This window comes from Pseudomonas sp. TE21394, assembly GCF_054057835.1.
Genome location: NZ_JBSRZR010000001.1, coordinates 1,137,325 through 1,154,194, shown reverse-complemented (window position 1 = coordinate 1,154,194; position 16,870 = coordinate 1,137,325). Strand labels below are relative to the sequence as shown.

The window sequence follows — 16,870 nt, the reverse complement described above, 5'->3', positions numbered from 1 at the left end:
GGCAATAAAAGCCCGACATTGTAAGAGGTATTGTTGCAGAAGGGATTATGTCCGGACAAAAGCGTTCGCGGGCGTGCCCCGCGAACGGCATTGACGCGATCTATCAGTGAGTACGCGCTACGGCAAACTCGCTCAACTCGACCAGCGCTTCACGGTATTCAGTGGCCGGCAGTACTTCCAGGCACTCGATGGCACGCTTGACGTAGTCACGCGCCAGCTCGGCGGTGTAGTTCAGGGCGCCGGATGCCTCGACCGCCACGCGAATCTGCTCAAGGTCTTCCAGGCCACCCTTCTGGATCGCCTGGCGCACCAGTGCAGCCTGTTCGGCGGTGCCTTCGCGCATGGTGTAGATCAGCGGCAGGGTAGGTTTGCCTTCGGCCAGGTCGTCGCCGACGTTCTTGCCCAGGGTCTGCGAGTCGCCCTTGTAGTCCAGCAGGTCGTCAACCAGCTGGAAGGCCACGCCCAGGTGGTCGCCGAAGGTGCGCAGGGCCTCGCGCTGCTCGTCGCTGGCATCGGCCAGCGCGGCGGCGCTGTGGGTCGAAGCCTCGAACAGCATCGCGGTCTTGCCGCGGATGACCTCCATGTAGACTTCCTCGGTGGTACTGGCGTCGCGTACCCGCGACAGCTGCAGCACTTCACCCTCGGCAATTACCCGGGTGGCCTTGGACAGGATCTGCATGACCGGCATCGAGCCGAGCTCGACCATCATCTCGAACGAGCGCGAATAGAGGAAGTCGCCCACCAGCACGCTCGGCGCATTGCCCCACAAGGCATTGGCGGTGGAGCGGCCACGGCGCATGCCGGACATGTCGACCACGTCGTCGTGCAGCAGGGTGGCGGTGTGCAGGAACTCGATGGTGGCGGCCAGCAGGCGCAGGTCGTCGCCTTCGCGGCCCAGGGCCTTGCCGCATAGCAGGACCAGCAGCGGGCGCAGGCGCTTGCCACCGGCGGACGTGATATAGTCGCCGATCTTCGATACCAGCGGCACGCGCGAGGTCAGCTGCTTCTTGATGATCTCGTCGACGGCGCTGAAATCATCAGCCACCGCTCGGTAGAAGGCTTGGGGTTGCATCGGCTGCTCCAGTGAGGTTGCGCGGCATGCTAGGTCGCGGGTCCCGGTGTGTCAAGGCGCGGTGCCGCCTGCCCGGGGGCGGGACTTGCAAGCAAAACCGCGGTTGCGTACAATCGCGCACCCTAACTTCCTGGGCAGCACCTGCCTTACGCAATTGCACCGGGCCGTTCCAGCCCTGTGCAGCCATGCCAGCCAATACTCATCATATAAAGCGCTGGGTGAGCAGGATTATCGGAGAAATACCATGTCTTACGCAGTAATCGTTACCGGCGGCAAGCAGTACAAAGTCGCTGAAGGTGAATTCCTCAAGATCGAAAAACTGGAAGTCGCCACTGGCGAATCCGTGACCTTCGATCGCGTTCTGCTGGTCGCCAACGGTGAAGAAGTCACCATCGGTGCTCCAGTTGTTGCTGGCGCTAAAGTAGTGGCCGAAGTCGTTTCGCAAGGCCGCCACGACAAGGTTCGCATCATCAAGTTCCGTCGTCGTAAGCACCACATGAAGCGCATGGGCCACCGCCAGTGGTTCACCGAGATCAAAATCACCGGTATCCAGGCTTAATCCCCTAGATCCCCTGAATTTATTTGGAGAATTGAACCATGGCTCACAAGAAGGCTGGTGGTAGTACTCGTAACGGTCGCGACTCAGAATCGAAACGCCTTGGCGTGAAGATGTATGGCGGCCAGGTTATCAAGCCAGGCAACATCATCGTCCGCCAGCGCGGCACCGAATTCCACGCCGGCTACGGTGTTGGTATGGGCAAGGATCACACCCTGTTCGCCAAGATCGAAGGCGTGATCAAGTTCGAGAAGAAAGGCGAGTTCAACCGCCGTTACGTGAGCATCGTCGCAGCTTAATCGCGACGTCGCTCCAGAAGCCCCGTCATGCGACGGGGCTTTTTCGTTTGTGGTGAGCCTCTTGCAAAGCTGTTTGTATGGGCTGCCGGCGTGGGTTTCTACGGTCGTACGGGGCCGCCGCGCTCATTTTTGCAAGAGCCTCAGGTTTATCAGTATTCAGCTCGTCGGAAGACGAGAGGCGGTTTTGAATGAAGTTTGTTGACGAAGTATCCATTCGGGTCAAGGCCGGTGACGGTGGCAACGGTTGCATGAGCTTCCGTCGCGAGAAGTTCATCGAGAACGGTGGTCCCAACGGCGGTGATGGTGGCGATGGCGGCTCGGTGTACATGGTCGCCGACGAAAACCTCAACACCCTGGTCGACTATCGCTATACCCGTCACCACGAGGCCCAGCGTGGCGCCAACGGTGGCAGTACCGATTGCACCGGCAAGAAGGGCGACGACCTGTTCCTGCGCGTGCCGGTCGGCACCACCGTGATCGACGCTTCCACCCAGGAGGTGATCGGTGACCTGGTGACCCCGGGGCAGAAGCTGATGGTCGCCCAGGGCGGCTGGCACGGCCTGGGCAATACCCGTTTCAAGTCCAGCACCAACCGTGCCCCGCGCCAGACCACCCCAGGCAAGCCGGGTGAGCAGCGCGACCTGAAGATGGAAATGAAAGTGCTGGCCGACGTCGGCCTGCTGGGCTTGCCGAACGCCGGCAAGAGCACCTTCATCCGCTCGGTTTCGGCGGCCAAGCCGAAAGTGGCCGACTACCCGTTCACCACCTTGGTACCGAACCTCGGCGTGGTCAGCGTCGACCGCTGGAAAAGCTTCGTCATCGCCGACATTCCCGGCCTGATCGAAGGCGCTTCCGAAGGTGCCGGCCTGGGTATCCGCTTCCTCAAGCACCTGGCGCGTACCCGCGTGCTGCTGCACCTGGTGGACATGGCGCCGCTGGACGGCAGCAGCCCGGCCGATGCTGCCGAAGTCATCATCAACGAGCTGACCCAGTTCAGCCCGTCGCTGGCCGAGCGCGAGCGCTGGCTGGTGCTGAACAAGGCCGACATGCTCATGGATGACGAGCGCGACGAGCGCGTCAAGGAAGTGGTCGAGCGCCTGCAGTGGGAAGGCCCGGTCTATGTGATTTCGGCCATCGCCAAGCAGGGCACCGAGAAGCTCAGCCACGACCTGATGCGCTACCTTGAAGATCGCGCCGACCGCCTGGCCAATGACCCGGTCTATGCCGAAGAGCTGGCCGACCTCGACCAGCGCATCGAAGACGAGGCGCGTGCCCAGCTGCAGGCCCTGGACGACGCGCGCACCCTGCGTCGGACTGGCGTCAAGAGCGTGCACGACATCGGCGACGATGACGGTTGGGACGATGATTTCGAGGACGACGAAGACGGCCCGGAAATCATTTACGTGCGCGACTGACCGGTTGCAGTACACTAAACGCCGCTCTCGGGAGCGGCGTTTTTGTATCCACGGTATCTACAGATTCGACATAGGTTGGAAGAAGATGCGAAGCAAGGTGACGGGCGCCAGGCGCTGGGTCGTGAAGATTGGCAGTGCTCTGCTGACCGCCGATGGCAAGGGTCTCGACCGCGGTGCCATGGCCGTTTGGGTCAAGCAGATGGTTGCGCTGCGTGAGGCAGGCGTGGAGTTGGTTCTGGTCTCCTCCGGGGCCGTGGCTGCCGGCATGAGCCAGCTGGGCTGGACTTCGCGACCGAGTGCGATGAACGAGCTGCAGGCGGCCGCCTCGATTGGCCAGATGCGCCTGGTACAGGCTTGGGAATCGAGCTTCGGCGAGCACGGCAAGCACACTGCGCAGATTCTTCTCACCCATGACGACCTGTCCGACCGCAAGCGCTACCTGAACGCGCGCAGCACCCTGCGCACGCTGGTCGACCTGGGCGTGGTGCCGGTAATCAACGAAAACGACACCGTGGTCACCGACGAGATCCGCTTCGGCGACAACGACACCCTGGCGGCGCTGGTGGCCAACCTGGTCGAGGCCGACCTGCTGGTGATCCTCACCGACCGCGATGGCATGTTCGACGCCGACCCGCGCAACAACCCCGAAGCCCAGCTGATCTACGAAGCCCGCGCCGACGACCCGGCGCTGGATGCGGTGGCCGGCAGCACCGGTGGTGCGCTGGGCCGTGGCGGCATGCAGACCAAGCTGCGCGCCGCACGCCTGGCGGCCCGTTCCGGTGCCCATACCATCATCATCGGTGGCCGCATCGAGCGTGTGCTGGACCGGCTCAAGGCCGGCGAGCGCCTGGGTACCCTGCTGTCGCCAGAGCGCGGCATGCTCGCGGCGCGCAAGCAGTGGCTGGCTGGCCACCTGCAGACCCGTGGCACCCTGGTGCTGGACGCGGGTGCGGTGCAGGCCCTGCGCCAGGCCAACAAGAGCCTGCTGCCGGTCGGCGTGAAGACCGTGCAAGGCAGCTTCCGCCGCGGCGAGATGGTGGTATGTGTTGGTCCGGACGGCCATGAAGTGGCGCGTGGCCTGGCCAACTACAGCGCCCTGGAGGCGCAGAAGATCATCGGCCAGCCATCGGATGCCATCGAAGGTATTCTCGGCTACATCGCGGAGCCCGAGCTGGTGCACCGCGACAACCTGGTTCTGGTCTGAGGAAGCGTACGTGCTGAAAAGGATGATTGCCGTGGCGGCATTGGCCTTGCCGATGCTGGCCGGAGCCGAGGAAATCGGCCAGGTGTCGACCGTGTTCAAGTTCCTCGGGCCGAACGACCGGATTGTCGTCGAGGCGTTCGACGACCCCAAGGTCGAGGGTGTGACCTGTTACCTGTCGCGGGCCAAGACCGGCGGCGTGAAGGGCGGGCTGGGGCTGGCGGAAGACCGGGCCGAGGCGTCGATTGCCTGCCGTCAGGTGGGGCCGATCAACTTCAAGGGTGAGCTGAAGGATGGCGAGGAAGTGTTCAAGGAGCGCACCTCGCTGGTGTTCAAGACCATGCAGGTGGTGCGCTTCCTGGACAAGAAGCGCAATACCTTGGTGTACCTGGTGTACAGCGACCGCATGATCGAAGGCAGCCCGCAGAATGCGGTGACGGCGATACCGATCCTGCCTTGGGCTCACTGACAACATGCTAGATCGCCGGAGGCCTTTGGCCTCCATTCGCGGGTAAACCCGCTCCCACAGGTACTGTACTGCCCTTGAGGCTTGCACAACACCTGTGGGAGCGGTTTACCCGCGAATGGGCCGCAAAGCGGCCCAATGCTTCCTGTCAGGCCAACTCCTCGGCCTGATCCTCGCGCACAACCGCCTTCACCTCATCCCGACGGCTGATGTACTTCCAGTCTGCCTCGTCAATGTAGATGCCGTTCGGCCCGCTGCCACCTTCCAGGTCGATTGCCACGCGCGCCGACACCTGCGGCTTCACGCTCGCCAGAATCGGCACGAAACCCAGCTGCAGGCTGGTCTCCAGCAGCGCAGCCTGGTTGCGTTCGTCGATGTCCGCCGCTTCGTCCAGGTAGTACGGCAGGCGGATGCGCCCGGCCAGGTCACGGTCCATCAGGTGCAGCAACAGGTACATGTTGGTCAGCGCCTTGATGGTCATGGTGGTGCCGTTGGATGCCGCGCCGTCGATGTCGGCATGGATCACCGGCTGGCCGTTGACCTTGGTGATCTCGAACGCCAGCTCGAACAGGTCCTTCAGGCCCAGCTGGTTGTGGTTGGCCGCCACCAGCCGTGCCAGGTATTCCTTGGCCTCTTCGTTCTTGTTGTCCTGCTCGGCGCTCTGGGTCAGGTCGAACACCGACAGGGTTTCGCCCTCTTCGTACTGGCCGGCGCTGTGGATGATCTGGTCGATGTGCTTGAGCGCTTCCTTGTTCGGCGCCAGCACCACGCGGAAGCTCTCCAGGTTGGATACCTGGCGCCGGTTGATCTCGCGGTTGAACAGGGCCAGCTGATGTTCGAGGCTGTCGTAGTCGCTACGGATGTTGCGCAACGTCCGGGCGATGTCGGTGACCGCGGCACGGCGGGCCTTGGCCAGGGTCAGGGCCTCGTCGGTGCGGTGCGCGTAGGCATTCACCAGCAGCTGCAGGCGGCGTTCCATGTCGTCTTCGCTATCGAACTTGGCCACGCCTTTCAGGCGCACCTGGGCGTACAGCGCCTCGATCTGGTTGTCCACCCGCTGCAAGCTCTGCCAGCTGTCCTGGTAGTCGTTGAGCAGCGGCAGCAGGTTGTCCATCGAATCGTCGATGGCCTCCATGTACGGCGTGCCGTAGGGCAGGTCGGCCGGCAACAGCTGGCGACGGCGCAGGGCGTCTTCCAGCGTGCGCTGCTTGGCCTCGAGGTCGCCGATCTGGCGGCCAACCAGCTGCAGCTTGGCCGACAGCTGCTGGACGCGTTCGGTGAAGGCATCGCTGGAGCGCTTGAGTTCGTCCTGGGCGGCTTCCAGCTGTGCCAGCTGTTCCAGTTTCTCGGGCTCTTCGGCAGCCAGGGTTTCGCTGCGACGGAAGTCTTCCAGCGCTTTCTGCGCGTCCAGCACCTCCTGGTACAGGGTTTCGGTCTGGGCCTTGGATGCGGAGCGGTCAGCGGCTACGGCTTGCTGGGTCTTGAGCTGCTTGAGCTCTTTTTCCAGGCGTTCCTTCTGGTCGCGCAGCGCGGCGCGGTCGGCCAGGGCCTGTAGCGCCGGCGGGTCGATGTGCGACAGGTCGATGGACAGGCCGGGCGCCTCGAAACGCTCGCCCTTGAAGCCTTCGAGCACCGCTTCCAGCGATTTTACCCACAAGTCGCTGTCATCCAGCTCGATACCCCGGTCGCCCAGCGGCAGGCTGAACAGTGCCCCGTTGAACAGGCGCATCAGGCGGTCGACGTCCTGTTGCGAGAACTCTTCGCGCAGGCGGGCGTAGCTGTTGTTGTCGGCGTGGTCGAGCTGCTGGCGTACCTGCTTCAGGCGCTTTTCCAGGTCGCGTACGCGTTCGTCCAGGTCCTCGGCGCTGAACTGCCGGGACTGGGCCAGGGCGCCGGCCAGTTCGTCGTGGGCGTCCTTGGCCGCCAGCAACTGCTGTTCGAGGACCTTGACGTCATCGACCAGGGCAAAGCGGTGCTTGAGCACCGACAGCTCGCCCAGCCAGCGCTGGATGCCGGTGATTTCCCGCTCCAGGCGCATCAGTTCCTGGGTGCCGCCGCGCTGGTCGTTCTGCAGGCGGTCCTGCTCGCCACGATAGTGCTCGGCCTGGATCACCAGTTCTTCCTTGCGCGCCATGGCGTATTCCTGCCAGGTCGCCAGCAGGGTGTCGAGCACCGGCGAAATGCGGTGCAGCTTGCCGCGCAGGATGTCACGCTGCGCCACACCACCGGCCAGCGCCTCGACCAGTGGGCCGGCGGCGACCAGGGCGTTGTAGTCCTGTTCCATGCGGCGCACGTCGCGGAAGGCCTCTTCGCACGCGGCGATGTAGTCGACACTGCCGGAGCGCAGGCTGTGCTCGAAGGCGTCGAGGAACAGCTGCTTGAGCTTGGCGGCAGTGATCTCGCGCATGTGCAGCAGGTTGATGAACAGTGCGCGGAAGGTTTTCAGGCTTTGCTCGCTGGTCGAGCGCAGCGGGATCATGGTCAGGTCCAGCGGCACCGAGGTATGGCCGCCGACCAGCAGCCGGCGCAACTCGTCCGGCTTCACTTCATAGGCTTTGATGCCCAGGCGCTCGAGGTTGGTGAACAGCTCTTTCTGGCGCAGGCAGGTGTCGTTCTTCTGGTAGTGGGCCAGGTCCAGTTCGCCTTTGTAGGCGAAGAACTGGTGGCCGAAACCGCCGCCCGGACCACGCCCGACCACGCCGATCACGTGCGGGCCGTGGGGCAGGCTCAGCTCGCAGAGAATGTACGAGGTGTCGCTGGCGAAGTAGAAGCGGCGCGACTGCTCCAGGCTGTACTTGCCGAAGCTCATGTCCGACATGCGTGCCAGGATCGGGAACTGCAGGGCGTTGATCGACGCCGATTTACCCAGGTTGTTGGCACCGTAGACCGACAGCGGCTGTTCCAGCGGGAACAGGCCAAGGCTGTAGCCGGCGGTGTTGAGCAGTGCGAAGCGGCGGATGCCGTAGCGTTCCTGGCTCATGCGTCAATCTCCTGTTGCTCTTCGCGGATCGCCCGGGCCAGGGCTTCCTCTTCGCTTTCCTCGCCCTCGAAGGGGCTGAGGTCGAGCGGGTCGTCGGTGCGGTTGAGTTCTTCGGGGCTTTCTTCCTCGACCAGCACCGGGGTCGGCAGCGGCAGGTCGCTGTGCAAGGTGGCCGCCAGGTCGCGGTCCTGCTGCACGGCCAGGCAAACGTCGAGGAAGCGGTGCATCGGCGGCAGGAAGCGGTAGATCCCGCCTTCCTCGAAGGCGAAACCGAGCTGGGTCATGCGCCGCAGGATTTTTTCTTCCAGCTCGTCCACGGTCTGCACTTCGGCCTGCAGGAACAGGTCGCGGTACTTGTCCAGCAGCGATGGCAGTTCATCGCGGCCGATGCTGCCGCCGTCGAGCACGGCCATTGGGTCGCGGCCCTGGTCGGCCAGGTGCTCGACCAGGATGAAGGTGAACAGCGACAGGCGCTGCGCGGTCTTGTTGACCTGCGCGGCGCTCATGTCCGGCACGAAGTAGTAGAAGCCTCGGGTGTCGCACACCAGTTCGAAGCCCAGGGCCTTGAACAGGGTGCGGTACTGGTCCTGGAAATTGGACAGCTGGGCGTATAGCTCGGGGTCGCGGCGGCTGACGTGGAAGCCTTTGAACAGCTCGCGGAAGATCGGTGCGAGCTGGGACAGTTCGGAAAGATCAAGATGCATGGGCTGGGCTCGCGTTGGTTTCGGTAGACGCAGTGGCGTCTTCGCGGCTGGAGGTCAGGGCGAACGAGCGCAGGCTGACCAGGTGTTCCTGGGTGGTGTACTCGCGGCGGTCGAGGCGTTCGCGCTTGAAGCGCTTTTCCCGCGACAGGCGCGAGAACCAATACAGCAGCTCGTCGGTGGCGCTTTCCGGTTCCTGCTCCAGCAGCCAGACCATCAGGTCGGGCAGCGGCAGGGCCTGTTCGCAGCGTTCGGCCATTTCCTTTACCGTGCGCGGTGCACGGGGCAGGGCGCCGGACTGGGTCTTGTGGGCCTTGGGGAAGCGCGCCGGCTTGGGCTCGAAGCGCGCCAGGGCGTAGACGTAGGCTTCAACCTGGCTGGCACTGCCGAGGAAGGTGCTTTGCGGGCGGGTGAACAGCGGCATCGCGGCTTGCGGCACGGCGTCGATGCCCTTGCGCCGGATCACCGACAGGGCCAGCGCGGCGCCACGGGTCACGGCGTTGTGGCGGCGGGCTTCTTCACGCAGCGGCAGCAGCAGTTCGCGGGCGTGGCGCAGGGTCAGCTGGGCGCTGGTCTGCATTTCCAGGATGCGCGCATGGGTGCGCAGCAACATGTCGTCGTCGACCAGGTGACCCAGGCGCGCCTGTTCGCCGAGCAGTTTCAACAGCACCGTCTCGACCTTGCGCACGCCTTGCTCGAAGGCGCCGTCGGCGTTGACCAGCTGGATCATCGGCTCGACGTATTCGTCCCAGGTGGCGAGCACTTCGGCATAACGCTGGCGCAGCGGGATCTGGCGGTTGCTGGTCTTGGCCCGTTCGGCCACGGCCACCAGCGCCTGCTCGTCATTGTCGAGTTTTTTCAGCACATCGCGCACGCGCATGTCGAGCAGGCGCAGCTGGCGCGCCAGGTCGTCGCTGTCGCGGTTGTCGAAGGCATCCTGGATATGCCCGGCCAGGCGTTCCAGGTGGCGCAGGTAGGCTTCGATCTCCAGGCACAGGCCCAGCCGGTGTTCGCGGCGCAGGTAAGCGAGGAAGTCGTGGATCTGCGCGTTGAGCTCGAAACGGTTCGGGCTCTTGGCCACCGGGACCAGAATGTCCAGGCGGATCCACACGTCGAGCAGCTGGGTGATGTCCTGCGGGGTGCTCTCGACCTGCTGACGGGCGACATGCTGGCGCAGTTCGACCAGGCTCAGGGTGCCCTGGTCGAAACGCTCGCACAGCGGCTCGATCAGGGCCCAGTGTTCGGCTAGGGCGCGCAGGACGCGCTTGGGTTCGATCATTGGCTTCGACTCGTTGCCAAGAAAAAGGGGGCGATTGTACTGCATCCTGGGGGGAGGTTTTCACCCCTTGGTCTGTAATGAAGGGGATAGCCTTGTGATGTGTAGGTGTACGGCATTGTTTTCAGGGTGGTTGCGAGATCGAGCGCCGCCCACGCGGCGCTCGGTCTGATAGGCGCTGCAAAATCCAAGGCATACCCGTTAGAATGGCCAATTGTCTTCACCCCTCGGGACCCCGCACCTTGCTCACCGAACCCCGTCGCCGCGCCTACCTTTCCGCCATGCAAGTGGTGCACTGGCTGCCGCGCGCCGAACTGCCGTTCGCCGCACCGTCGCGGCCCGAGTTGCTGCTGCCGGTGGCACCGGTCGAAGACCTCGGTGTCGAAGCCAGGCCCGCCCCCGCCGCCAACGACGTGCCCGTCACCCCACAGGCGCGTGCTGGCGAGCGCCCGAAAATCGAAATACCGCGCCCGGCCAGTGCGCCCAAGCCGGCTGCCCAGGCCGCCGAGGCCGAGGGGCCGGTCGCAGCTACCCGTCCGGCACCCGTGCCGCCCCCGCGCTTCTCGCTGCAGCTGCTGCGTGCCGGCAGCTGCTTGCTGCTGGTGGAATTGGCCACCGGCCAGCCGTTCCAGAGCCGCGATCCGTCCTACCTGCTGCTCAAGGACATGCTGCGCGCCGCCGGCCTGCCCGATGCCCCGCAGATCGTCGGCGAACCGGTGCGCTGGCCACTGCTGGTGCGCGGCAACCTCGACCAGGGCCCGGAAGCCGCCGGCGATTTTGTCCGGGGCTTTGTCCAGGCACGCCTGGAAGACGCCCCATGCGCCTGCCTGTGGCTGGTCGGCCTGCCGGCGCTGCGCTTTGCCGCCAATGCCGATAGCAACGCCTATTACCAAACCCTGACGCTCGACGGCCTGGGGGACGCCTGGGCCTTGCCGGGCCTTGAACTGTTGATGGACGAGCCGCAGCGCAAGGCGGACGTCTGGAAAGCCATGCGCCAGCTGATGGCGCGCTGGAAGAGCGTTGAATGAGTGACTCGATCAGCTTCCGCCGGATGACCGAGGCGGATCTGGATGCCGTACTTAAAATCGAATATGCCGCGTTCAGTCATCCCTGGACCCGTGGGATCTTTCAGGATGCACTCAAATCCTATGAAGTCTGGCTGATGTTCGACGGCCAGCAGCAAGTGGGGCATGGCGTGATCAACGTGATCATCGATGAGGCGCACCTGCTCAATATCACGGTCAAGCCGGAAAACCAGGGGCGCGGCCTGGGCCTGCGGCTGCTTGAGCACCTGATGGCCCGGGCTTACCAGCTCAACGGTCGTGAGTGCTTCCTGGAGGTGCGTGCCAGCAACCAGTCGGCCTATCGCCTGTACGAGCGCTATGGCTTCAACGAGATTGGCCGCCGTCGCGACTATTACCCGATCGCCGGCGGCCGTGAGGATGCGCTGGTGATGGCCTGTACCCTGCTCGAAGATTGAGCAGGCCTGCACGGGCCCCTTCGCGGGCATGCCCGCTCCTGCGAATGGGGTGCAAGGCCTGAGGCCTGTGGTTCACCCCGGGAGCGAGCGTGCCCGCGAATGAACGGTGTGCCGGTCACAAGCCCTGCGGCTGAATCTCGACCGGCTTGTCCAGCTCGCGCAGGCTGCGGGTCACGCTGGCGGTGTTGCATTTTGCTGCCGCCTGCTCCGGCGTGTACTTGCGCACCGTACGGAAGAACAGTTCACAAGTCTGCTTTTTCTGCGTTACCTGCCACTTGGTCGCGCAAGCATCCAGCGTCAGCTTGGCATCGGCCCGTTGATTGCGCCCCATCCCCGCCTGCCAGCAGGCCGCTGTCAGGTCCTGACCCATCATTTTCAAGCCGGCGGCATCGGCGGCGTCCTGGTTGCCACCGTGGCTGTCCTTGTCCGCTGCGTACCAGATGGCACTGGGGTGGTTGGCACCCAGCACCGGCACCTTGGCCCCGGCTTGCGGGCTGATCGTGACCAGGCCCAGTACATTCAGCTGCGCGCCATATTGCTGCTGGATCCAGCTGCGTACCGGCGCGCCGAAGGCAACCATCGGCAGGGGTTTGGCGGGGTTCTGCAGGGTCATCTCGCTGACCATGCGCACCTGGTAGTCCTTGAAGTAGCTGTAGGTGTCCTTCAGTGTTTCACCGGCGCTGGCCGGCGCGGCGATGGGGGCGATATCGATGATGGTCTGGTAGGCCGGGGTCTGGCTGGCGTCGACACCGTTGAAGGTCAGCAGCTCGGCCCAGCGGTCGGTGGTATTGGAGCGCAGGTAGTCCTGGGCCTGGGTCAGCGAGTAGTCCGGCGGGAAGTGCAGCAGCTCGATGCTGCGGCGGTTCTGCAGGGCCATGCCCAGTGGCAGGAACAGGTACCAGTCGTAGGACCATTTACCGTCCTTGTTCAGTTGTGTGGCGCCCTGGTAGGCCAGTTCGCCGGTGTCGAGCAGCTTGCGCAGGGGCTTGGCATAGCTGGCGGGTACACCGGTGATGGTCGCCTGCAGGCGGTCGTTGTCGCGGCTCACCTTCACCTGGGCATCGGCATGGCCATCGCGCCGCACGCTCTGGGTCAGGTAATGCTCGACGGTCTGTTCCAGGGTCCAGTCGCGATAACAGATGACGTGGCAGTTGTTGGGGAAGGCGAACAGGCGGGTGACGCGCTGCGCGTCGCCCAGGTCGATGCGTGCGTCAGCCGCGGCCAGGCCGCTGAAGGCGAGGGCGACGAGGCCCGGTAAGGCAATCTTGTGCATGCTTAACTCCTTGTCGTGCGCCGCCGTGTTTGGCAGCGTGCACATACTGGGGCAGGGGGAGCAGGGATGAAAGGGGCAAGATGGCTTCTGCTGGTGCTGGGCATGCTGGGTGCTGCGGCGCACGCTGATGAGCGTGATCTGTGGATGTTCGCGCAATGGGCCGGGGACCATCAGACCCGGCCATTTCGTCAGATGCTGGTGGATGCCCGCCTTTATGGCGTGGTGCCGATCCACCAGTTGCTGCGTTCGGCTTCGGACTGGCGGCTGTGCCGGGCTTCGCCTTTTGCGGTGCCGCCAGTGAGCAACTGGCCGGCGGTGCGTGCCACGCTGTCGCTGCTCAAGGTGCTCGACCAACAAGGCATCCTGCGCCAGTTCGAGGTGGTATCGGCCTACCGTGACCCGGGCCTGAACCGTTGTGCAGGTGGTGCCCTGGGTAGCGCTCATACTCGCGCCTTTGCGGTGGATATCCTGCTGCCGGCGTGGGCCGACCCCAGCCCGCTATGCCGTTTCTGGCAGCAATCCGGCCAGGCCTGGAACATGGGGCTTGGGCGCTACCCGAGCGGGCGCATTCACATCGATACCGCAGGCTATCGTACCTGGGGTGATGACGGCCGTTCGGGTTCGTCGTTCTGCGCCAGGCCCAGCTGAACCAGGCTGCTCTGGCATTCCTCGATCACCCATGCGGCGAAGCGCTGGCGCTTGCCAGCGTCTTGCAGGGGGCGAGGGCTGAGCAGGTGGTAGGCCGAACCGTCGCGCACAAAGCCGAAGGGGGCTTGCAGCTGCCTGTTGTCGAGTTCGTCGAGCACCATCAGGGCCGAAGCCATGGCCAGGCCGAGGCCAGCGCTGGCGGCCTGGATCGACAGGTAGAAGTGCTCGTAGTCGCTGCGCTCGGCATGCCGGGCCTGCTGCCCGCTCAGGCGCAGCCAGGTGGGCCAGGCAGCCGGGCGGGTGCTGCTGTGCAGCAGGCGCTGGCCGTCGAGACTTGCGCAGGCGGCGGGGTGGCCCACCGGGCCGATCCATTCGTCACAGATCTTCACGCTGTGCAGCAAGTTGCCCCAATGGAAGTCGTCGCGGCGGATGGCCAGGTCGACACCGCTGCGGGTGAAGTCCAGCGGTCCCCCGGCAGCCACCAGGTGCAACTGCAGGTCGGGGTGGACGGCATGGAAGCGCGGCAGGCGCGGGATCAGCCAGCGCATGGCGATGGTGGGCTCGCAGGACAGCACCAGCACATTGTCGCGGCCTTGTTGTTGCAGGCGCTGCACGGTGCCTTCGAGCTGCTCGAAAATCGCCTGGGTGGTGCTGTGCAAGGTGCGCCCTGCCGCGGTCAGGAAAATGGCCCGGTTACGGCGCTCGAACAGTTCCACGCCAAGGCTTTGCTCAAGCAGGCGCACCTGGCGGCTGACCGCGCCATGGGTGACATGCAGGTGCTCGGCGGCGCGCACGAAGCTTTCGGTCCGGGCGGCGATGTCGAAGTAGCGGAAGGTGTTCAGCAGCGGCAGTTTCATGGCGTCCCTGTTTGCCTGCAGCCGCGAGGAGAGCGGCGCAGTTTCTTGTCATGAGTGAGAAAAACTAGCAGATTTACCTCACGATAAATCGATTTTGCCGGGTTCAGAAGCTCTCGATAATCAGTGTATCCGTGCATTTCCATCGCTTATCGAGAGCCCCCGTCATGACCGAACTCATTGCCATCGCCCTGTTCACCCTGCTGGCTGTCATCAGCCCCGGCGCGGATTTCGCCATGGTCACCCGCAGCAGTTATGCACAAGGCCGCAAGGCCGGGCTGGCTGCCGCCGTGGGCATTGCGTTGGGTGTGCAGGTGCACGTGCTGTACACGGTGTTGGGGATTGCCCTGATCATCAGCCACAGCCCGCCATTGTTCCTGGCCATGAAAGTGCTCGGTGCGGGTTACCTGGTGTTCCTGGGTTACCTGCTGCTTACCCGCAACAGCCAGGTAAGTGCGGACGGGGAGGCGGGACAAGCGGGCTTGCTGGTTGCACTGCGTACCGGTTTCCTGACCAATGCGCTCAACCCCAAGACCATGCTGTTCGTGATCAGCGCCTATACCCAGGTGGTTCAGCCGGGCAGCTCGCTGGCACTGGACTTCGCCTATGGTGGGTTCATGTCATTCGCTCACTGGGCCTGGTTCAGCCTGGTGGCGGTGTTCTTTTCCAGTGCGGTAGTGCGCGAGGCGATGCTGGCAAGGCAGCAACTGGTCGACCGGATGATCGGCGTCGCGCTGATCGGTCTGGGTCTGGCCGTGGCGTTGGCCGGGGTGAAGTGAGGGAGGGTGAATTTTCTGCAGGCAAAGAAAAAGGGCTTACCTTGCGATAAGCCCTTCGTCTTTGTTTGGTGGCTACACAGGGACTTGAACCCCGGACCCCAGCATTATGAATGCTATGCTCTAACCAACTGAGCTATGTAGCCGATGGCGCGCATTATTCTCTTGAACGCCCCCCCTGTCAACATTCATTTCAAAAAAAATTTGCACGCTTTCAAAAACTTAGCGGCCAGGCTGGGTTTCTGCTGGCCTGATGGGTTCACTTCGGCCGCGACAGGGGCATTTCGCCCACTGCTGGCGGGGGATGTTTGCAAGAAAAGCGCGCCTGGGTTGTAAAAAAGGTAGCTAGGTAGCTATCTATTTCCTGATAATCGGATCCCAAATTGCGGACGGAGACTCAGGGACATGGCCATCAGTAGCGCCCCCACGGCATCCACCACTGCGGCGGCGAGCCAAGCCACGCCACTGGTGATGCGCATCATCGGTTTCTGTGCGCTGGCGCACCTGATCAATGACCTGATCCAGGCGGTGTTGCCGGCGATCTACCCGATGCTCAAGGCCAACTACGACCTGAGTTTCGCCCAGATCGGCATGATCACCCTGACCTTCCAGATCACTGCCTCGTTGCTGCAGCCCTGGGTTGGCTTCTTCACCGACCGCCGGCCCGCACCCAACCTGTTACCGCTCGGCACGCTGTGCACCTTGGTCGGTATCGTGATGCTGGCTTTCGTCGGCAGCTTCCCCATGATCCTGCTGGCTTCGGCGCTGGTAGGCATCGGCTCCTCGACGTTCCACCCCGAGACTTCACGCATCGCCCGCCTGGCTTCGGGTGGCCGTTTCGGCCTGGCCCAGTCGACTTTTCAGGTGGGTGGCAACACCGGTTCGGCACTGGGCCCGCTGCTGGCGGCAGCCATCGTCATTCCGTTCGGCCAGAGCCACGTCGCCTGGTTCGGCCTGGCCGCGCTGTTCTTCCTGTGCGTAACCTTGATGCTGCGCAGCTGGTACAAGGAACACCTCAACCAGGCCAAGGCGCGCAAGGCGGTACAGGCAACCCACGGCATTTCCCGCACGCGGGTGGTCGCAGCGTTGATCGTGCTGGGCTTGCTGGTGTTCTCCAAGTACTTCTACATGGCCAGCTTCACCAGCTACTTCACTTTCTACCTGATCGAGAAGTTCCAGGTGTCGGTGGCCAGCTCGCAGCTGCACCTGTTCCTGTTCCTCGGTGCAGTGGCGGCGGGCACGTTCTTTGGCGGGCCGATCGGCGACCGCATCGGGCGCAAGGCGGTGATCTGGTTCTCGATCCTGGGCGCGGCGCCGTTCACCCTGGCACTGCCCTATGCCGACCTGTTCTGGACCACGGTACTGAGCGTGGTGATCGGTTTCATCCTGGCTTCGGCGTTTTCCGCCATCGTCGTCTATGCGCAGGAGCTGGTACCAGGCAGCGTCGGCATGATCGCCGGGATCTTCTTCGGCTTGATGTTCGGTTTCGGCGGCATTGGCGCGGCACTGCTGGGGTATGTGGCGGACTTGCGCGGCATCGAGTATGTGTACGGGCTGTGCTCGTTCCTGCCATTGTTCGGACTGCTGGCGGTGTGCTTGCCAAGTACCGGTAAGCGCTGATATTGGCGGGGCGCGCAGCGGCCCCGACGATTGACGGCCCGACCCCCTTGACCTAGAGTGCCGCCTCTTTTTCCAATCACCTGCGTAGTAGCCACCGCAATGTGCCGTACCCAGCCCCTGCCACACGCCCGCCAGCCTGCCCTCCAGGCCCTGCGTCGTGCGTGGCCGAGCGACACCGTGCTCAAGCGTCGCCGCAGCGTGCTGTTTGCCTTCACCTTCTCGCCACACCTCGCCTGAGCTGATCTGCGCTTTT

The 16,870-nt window shown here is 63.9% G+C and carries 17 protein-coding genes and 1 tRNA gene; 11 read left to right on the top strand and 7 right to left on the bottom strand.

What is annotated here, in order from left to right; genetic code table 11:
* Positions 1 to 103: 103 nt before the first annotated feature.
* The gene (locus ACVWZT_RS05360) at positions 104 to 1,072 is read right to left on the bottom strand and encodes a polyprenyl synthetase family protein (protein WP_296231869.1); all 969 of its coding nucleotides are present in this window, start codon (positions 1,070 to 1,072) and stop codon (positions 104 to 106) included.
* A 244-nt stretch (positions 1,073 to 1,316) separates the two neighbouring features.
* On the opposite strand from ACVWZT_RS05360, the gene rplU reads away from it, so the two are divergent.
* The 5 genes from rplU (at position 1,317) to ACVWZT_RS05335 (ending at position 5,012) form a co-directional block, all read left to right on the top strand.
* On the top strand, positions 1,317 to 1,631 hold the full coding sequence (rplU, locus tag ACVWZT_RS05355; RefSeq protein ID WP_003247466.1) for a 50S ribosomal protein L21: 315 nt from the start codon (positions 1,317 to 1,319) through the stop codon (positions 1,629 to 1,631).
* Between the two features lie 38 nt (positions 1,632 to 1,669).
* Positions 1,670 to 1,927, top strand: a complete 258-nt coding sequence (gene rpmA, locus ACVWZT_RS05350) for a 50S ribosomal protein L27 (protein WP_070092741.1) — start codon at positions 1,670 to 1,672, stop codon at positions 1,925 to 1,927.
* A 188-nt stretch (positions 1,928 to 2,115) separates the two neighbouring features.
* Positions 2,116 to 3,342: an Obg family GTPase CgtA gene (cgtA, locus tag ACVWZT_RS05345; protein ID WP_296231862.1), complete on the top strand. Its 1,227-nt coding sequence runs from the start codon at positions 2,116 to 2,118 to the stop codon at positions 3,340 to 3,342.
* A gap of 85 nt (positions 3,343 to 3,427) precedes the next feature.
* Positions 3,428 to 4,546, top strand: a complete 1,119-nt coding sequence (gene proB, locus ACVWZT_RS05340) for a glutamate 5-kinase (protein ID WP_296231861.1) — start codon at positions 3,428 to 3,430, stop codon at positions 4,544 to 4,546.
* A 22-nt stretch (positions 4,547 to 4,568) separates the two neighbouring features.
* Positions 4,569 to 5,012 carry a CreA family protein gene (locus tag ACVWZT_RS05335; protein WP_085617292.1) on the top strand — a complete coding sequence of 148 codons (444 nt, stop codon included), beginning with the start codon at positions 4,569 to 4,571 and terminating at the stop codon, positions 5,010 to 5,012.
* A 145-nt stretch (positions 5,013 to 5,157) separates the two neighbouring features.
* On the opposite strand, the gene mksF is transcribed toward ACVWZT_RS05335, so the two are convergent.
* From mksF to mksB, 3 genes are read right to left on the bottom strand one after another with little or no spacing between them, the layout of a single operon-like run.
* Entirely contained in the window at positions 5,158 to 7,989 is a 2,832-nt protein-coding gene (gene mksF, locus ACVWZT_RS05330) for an Mks condensin complex protein MksF (RefSeq protein WP_457468481.1), read from the bottom strand.
* The gene (gene mksE / locus ACVWZT_RS05325; protein WP_225780358.1) at positions 7,986 to 8,693 is read right to left on the bottom strand and encodes an Mks condensin complex protein MksE; all 708 of its coding nucleotides are present in this window, start codon (positions 8,691 to 8,693) and stop codon (positions 7,986 to 7,988) included. The genes mksF and mksE overlap by 4 nt, the downstream gene beginning before the upstream one ends.
* The gene (gene mksB / locus ACVWZT_RS05320; RefSeq protein WP_170028211.1) at positions 8,683 to 9,969 is read right to left on the bottom strand and encodes an Mks condensin complex protein MksB; all 1,287 of its coding nucleotides are present in this window, start codon (positions 9,967 to 9,969) and stop codon (positions 8,683 to 8,685) included. Before mksB ends, mksE begins: the two co-directional genes overlap by 11 nt.
* Positions 9,970 to 10,208: 239 nt before the next feature.
* On the opposite strand from mksB, the gene ACVWZT_RS05315 reads away from it, so the two are divergent.
* Positions 10,209 to 10,994: an energy transducer TonB gene (locus ACVWZT_RS05315; protein WP_457468480.1), complete on the top strand. Its 786-nt coding sequence runs from the start codon at positions 10,209 to 10,211 to the stop codon at positions 10,992 to 10,994.
* Positions 10,991 to 11,446 carry a ribosomal protein S18-alanine N-acetyltransferase gene (rimI, locus tag ACVWZT_RS05310; protein WP_200626723.1) on the top strand — a complete coding sequence of 152 codons (456 nt, stop codon included), beginning with the start codon at positions 10,991 to 10,993 and terminating at the stop codon, positions 11,444 to 11,446. The genes ACVWZT_RS05315 and rimI overlap by 4 nt, the downstream gene beginning before the upstream one ends.
* A gap of 115 nt (positions 11,447 to 11,561) precedes the next feature.
* Here the strand turns inward: rimI and ACVWZT_RS05305 are convergent, their stop codons facing one another.
* The gene (locus ACVWZT_RS05305) at positions 11,562 to 12,719 is read right to left on the bottom strand and encodes a hypothetical protein (RefSeq protein WP_296231853.1); all 1,158 of its coding nucleotides are present in this window, start codon (positions 12,717 to 12,719) and stop codon (positions 11,562 to 11,564) included.
* Positions 12,720 to 12,785: 66 nt separating this feature from the next.
* On the opposite strand from ACVWZT_RS05305, the gene ACVWZT_RS05300 reads away from it, so the two are divergent.
* Complete coding sequence (locus ACVWZT_RS05300; protein ID WP_457468478.1) at positions 12,786 to 13,367, top strand: D-Ala-D-Ala carboxypeptidase family metallohydrolase; 582 nt, start codon at positions 12,786 to 12,788, stop codon at positions 13,365 to 13,367.
* Here the strand turns inward: ACVWZT_RS05300 and ACVWZT_RS05295 are convergent.
* The gene (locus ACVWZT_RS05295) at positions 13,307 to 14,224 is read right to left on the bottom strand and encodes a LysR substrate-binding domain-containing protein (RefSeq protein WP_457468476.1); all 918 of its coding nucleotides are present in this window, start codon (positions 14,222 to 14,224) and stop codon (positions 13,307 to 13,309) included. The two genes, ACVWZT_RS05300 and ACVWZT_RS05295, sit on opposite strands and share 61 nt — an antisense overlap.
* 164 nt (positions 14,225 to 14,388) lie before the next feature.
* On the opposite strand from ACVWZT_RS05295, the gene ACVWZT_RS05290 reads away from it, so the two are divergent.
* Complete coding sequence (locus ACVWZT_RS05290) at positions 14,389 to 15,000, top strand: LysE family translocator (protein ID WP_457468474.1); 612 nt, start codon at positions 14,389 to 14,391, stop codon at positions 14,998 to 15,000.
* Positions 15,001 to 15,066: 66 nt separating this feature from the next.
* On the opposite strand, the gene ACVWZT_RS05285 is transcribed toward ACVWZT_RS05290, so the two are convergent.
* Positions 15,067 to 15,143 (bottom strand) — tRNA-Met (locus tag ACVWZT_RS05285).
* 259 nt (positions 15,144 to 15,402) lie between these two features.
* On the opposite strand from ACVWZT_RS05285, the gene ACVWZT_RS05280 reads away from it, so the two are divergent.
* Both ACVWZT_RS05280 and ACVWZT_RS05275 read left to right on the top strand, forming a co-directional pair.
* Positions 15,403 to 16,617 carry an MFS transporter gene (locus ACVWZT_RS05280; protein ID WP_457468473.1) on the top strand — a complete coding sequence of 405 codons (1,215 nt, stop codon included), beginning with the start codon at positions 15,403 to 15,405 and terminating at the stop codon, positions 16,615 to 16,617.
* A gap of 99 nt (positions 16,618 to 16,716) precedes the next feature.
* Complete coding sequence (locus tag ACVWZT_RS05275; protein ID WP_457468471.1) at positions 16,717 to 16,854, top strand: hypothetical protein; 138 nt, start codon at positions 16,717 to 16,719, stop codon at positions 16,852 to 16,854.
* Positions 16,855 to 16,870: the final 16 nt, after the last annotated feature.

Excerpts from the sequence above, each read along its gene's own strand:
- ACVWZT_RS05360 (WP_296231869.1), bottom strand. The coding sequence starts at position 1,072 with ATGCAACCCCAAGCCTTCTACCGAGCGGTGGCTGATGATTTCAGCGCC.
- rplU (WP_003247466.1), top strand. The coding sequence starts at position 1,317 with ATGTCTTACGCAGTAATCGTTACCGGCGGCAAGCAGTACAAAGTCGCT.
- rpmA (WP_070092741.1), top strand. The coding sequence starts at position 1,670 with ATGGCTCACAAGAAGGCTGGTGGTAGTACTCGTAACGGTCGCGACTCA.
- cgtA (WP_296231862.1), top strand. The coding sequence starts at position 2,116 with ATGAAGTTTGTTGACGAAGTATCCATTCGGGTCAAGGCCGGTGACGGT.
- proB (WP_296231861.1), top strand. The coding sequence starts at position 3,428 with ATGCGAAGCAAGGTGACGGGCGCCAGGCGCTGGGTCGTGAAGATTGGC.
- ACVWZT_RS05335 (WP_085617292.1), top strand. The coding sequence starts at position 4,569 with ATGATTGCCGTGGCGGCATTGGCCTTGCCGATGCTGGCCGGAGCCGAG.
- mksF (WP_457468481.1), bottom strand. The coding sequence starts at position 7,989 with ATGAGCCAGGAACGCTACGGCATCCGCCGCTTCGCACTGCTCAACACC.
- mksE (WP_225780358.1), bottom strand. The coding sequence starts at position 8,693 with ATGCATCTTGATCTTTCCGAACTGTCCCAGCTCGCACCGATCTTCCGC.
- mksB (WP_170028211.1), bottom strand. The coding sequence starts at position 9,969 with ATGATCGAACCCAAGCGCGTCCTGCGCGCCCTAGCCGAACACTGGGCC.
- rimI (WP_200626723.1), top strand. The coding sequence starts at position 10,991 with ATGAGTGACTCGATCAGCTTCCGCCGGATGACCGAGGCGGATCTGGAT.
- ACVWZT_RS05305 (WP_296231853.1), bottom strand. The coding sequence starts at position 12,719 with ATGCACAAGATTGCCTTACCGGGCCTCGTCGCCCTCGCCTTCAGCGGC.
- ACVWZT_RS05300 (WP_457468478.1), top strand. The coding sequence starts at position 12,786 with ATGAAAGGGGCAAGATGGCTTCTGCTGGTGCTGGGCATGCTGGGTGCT.
- ACVWZT_RS05295 (WP_457468476.1), bottom strand. The coding sequence starts at position 14,224 with ATGAAACTGCCGCTGCTGAACACCTTCCGCTACTTCGACATCGCCGCC.
- ACVWZT_RS05290 (WP_457468474.1), top strand. The coding sequence starts at position 14,389 with ATGACCGAACTCATTGCCATCGCCCTGTTCACCCTGCTGGCTGTCATC.
- ACVWZT_RS05280 (WP_457468473.1), top strand. The coding sequence starts at position 15,403 with ATGGCCATCAGTAGCGCCCCCACGGCATCCACCACTGCGGCGGCGAGC.
- ACVWZT_RS05275 (WP_457468471.1), top strand. The coding sequence starts at position 16,717 with ATGTGCCGTACCCAGCCCCTGCCACACGCCCGCCAGCCTGCCCTCCAG.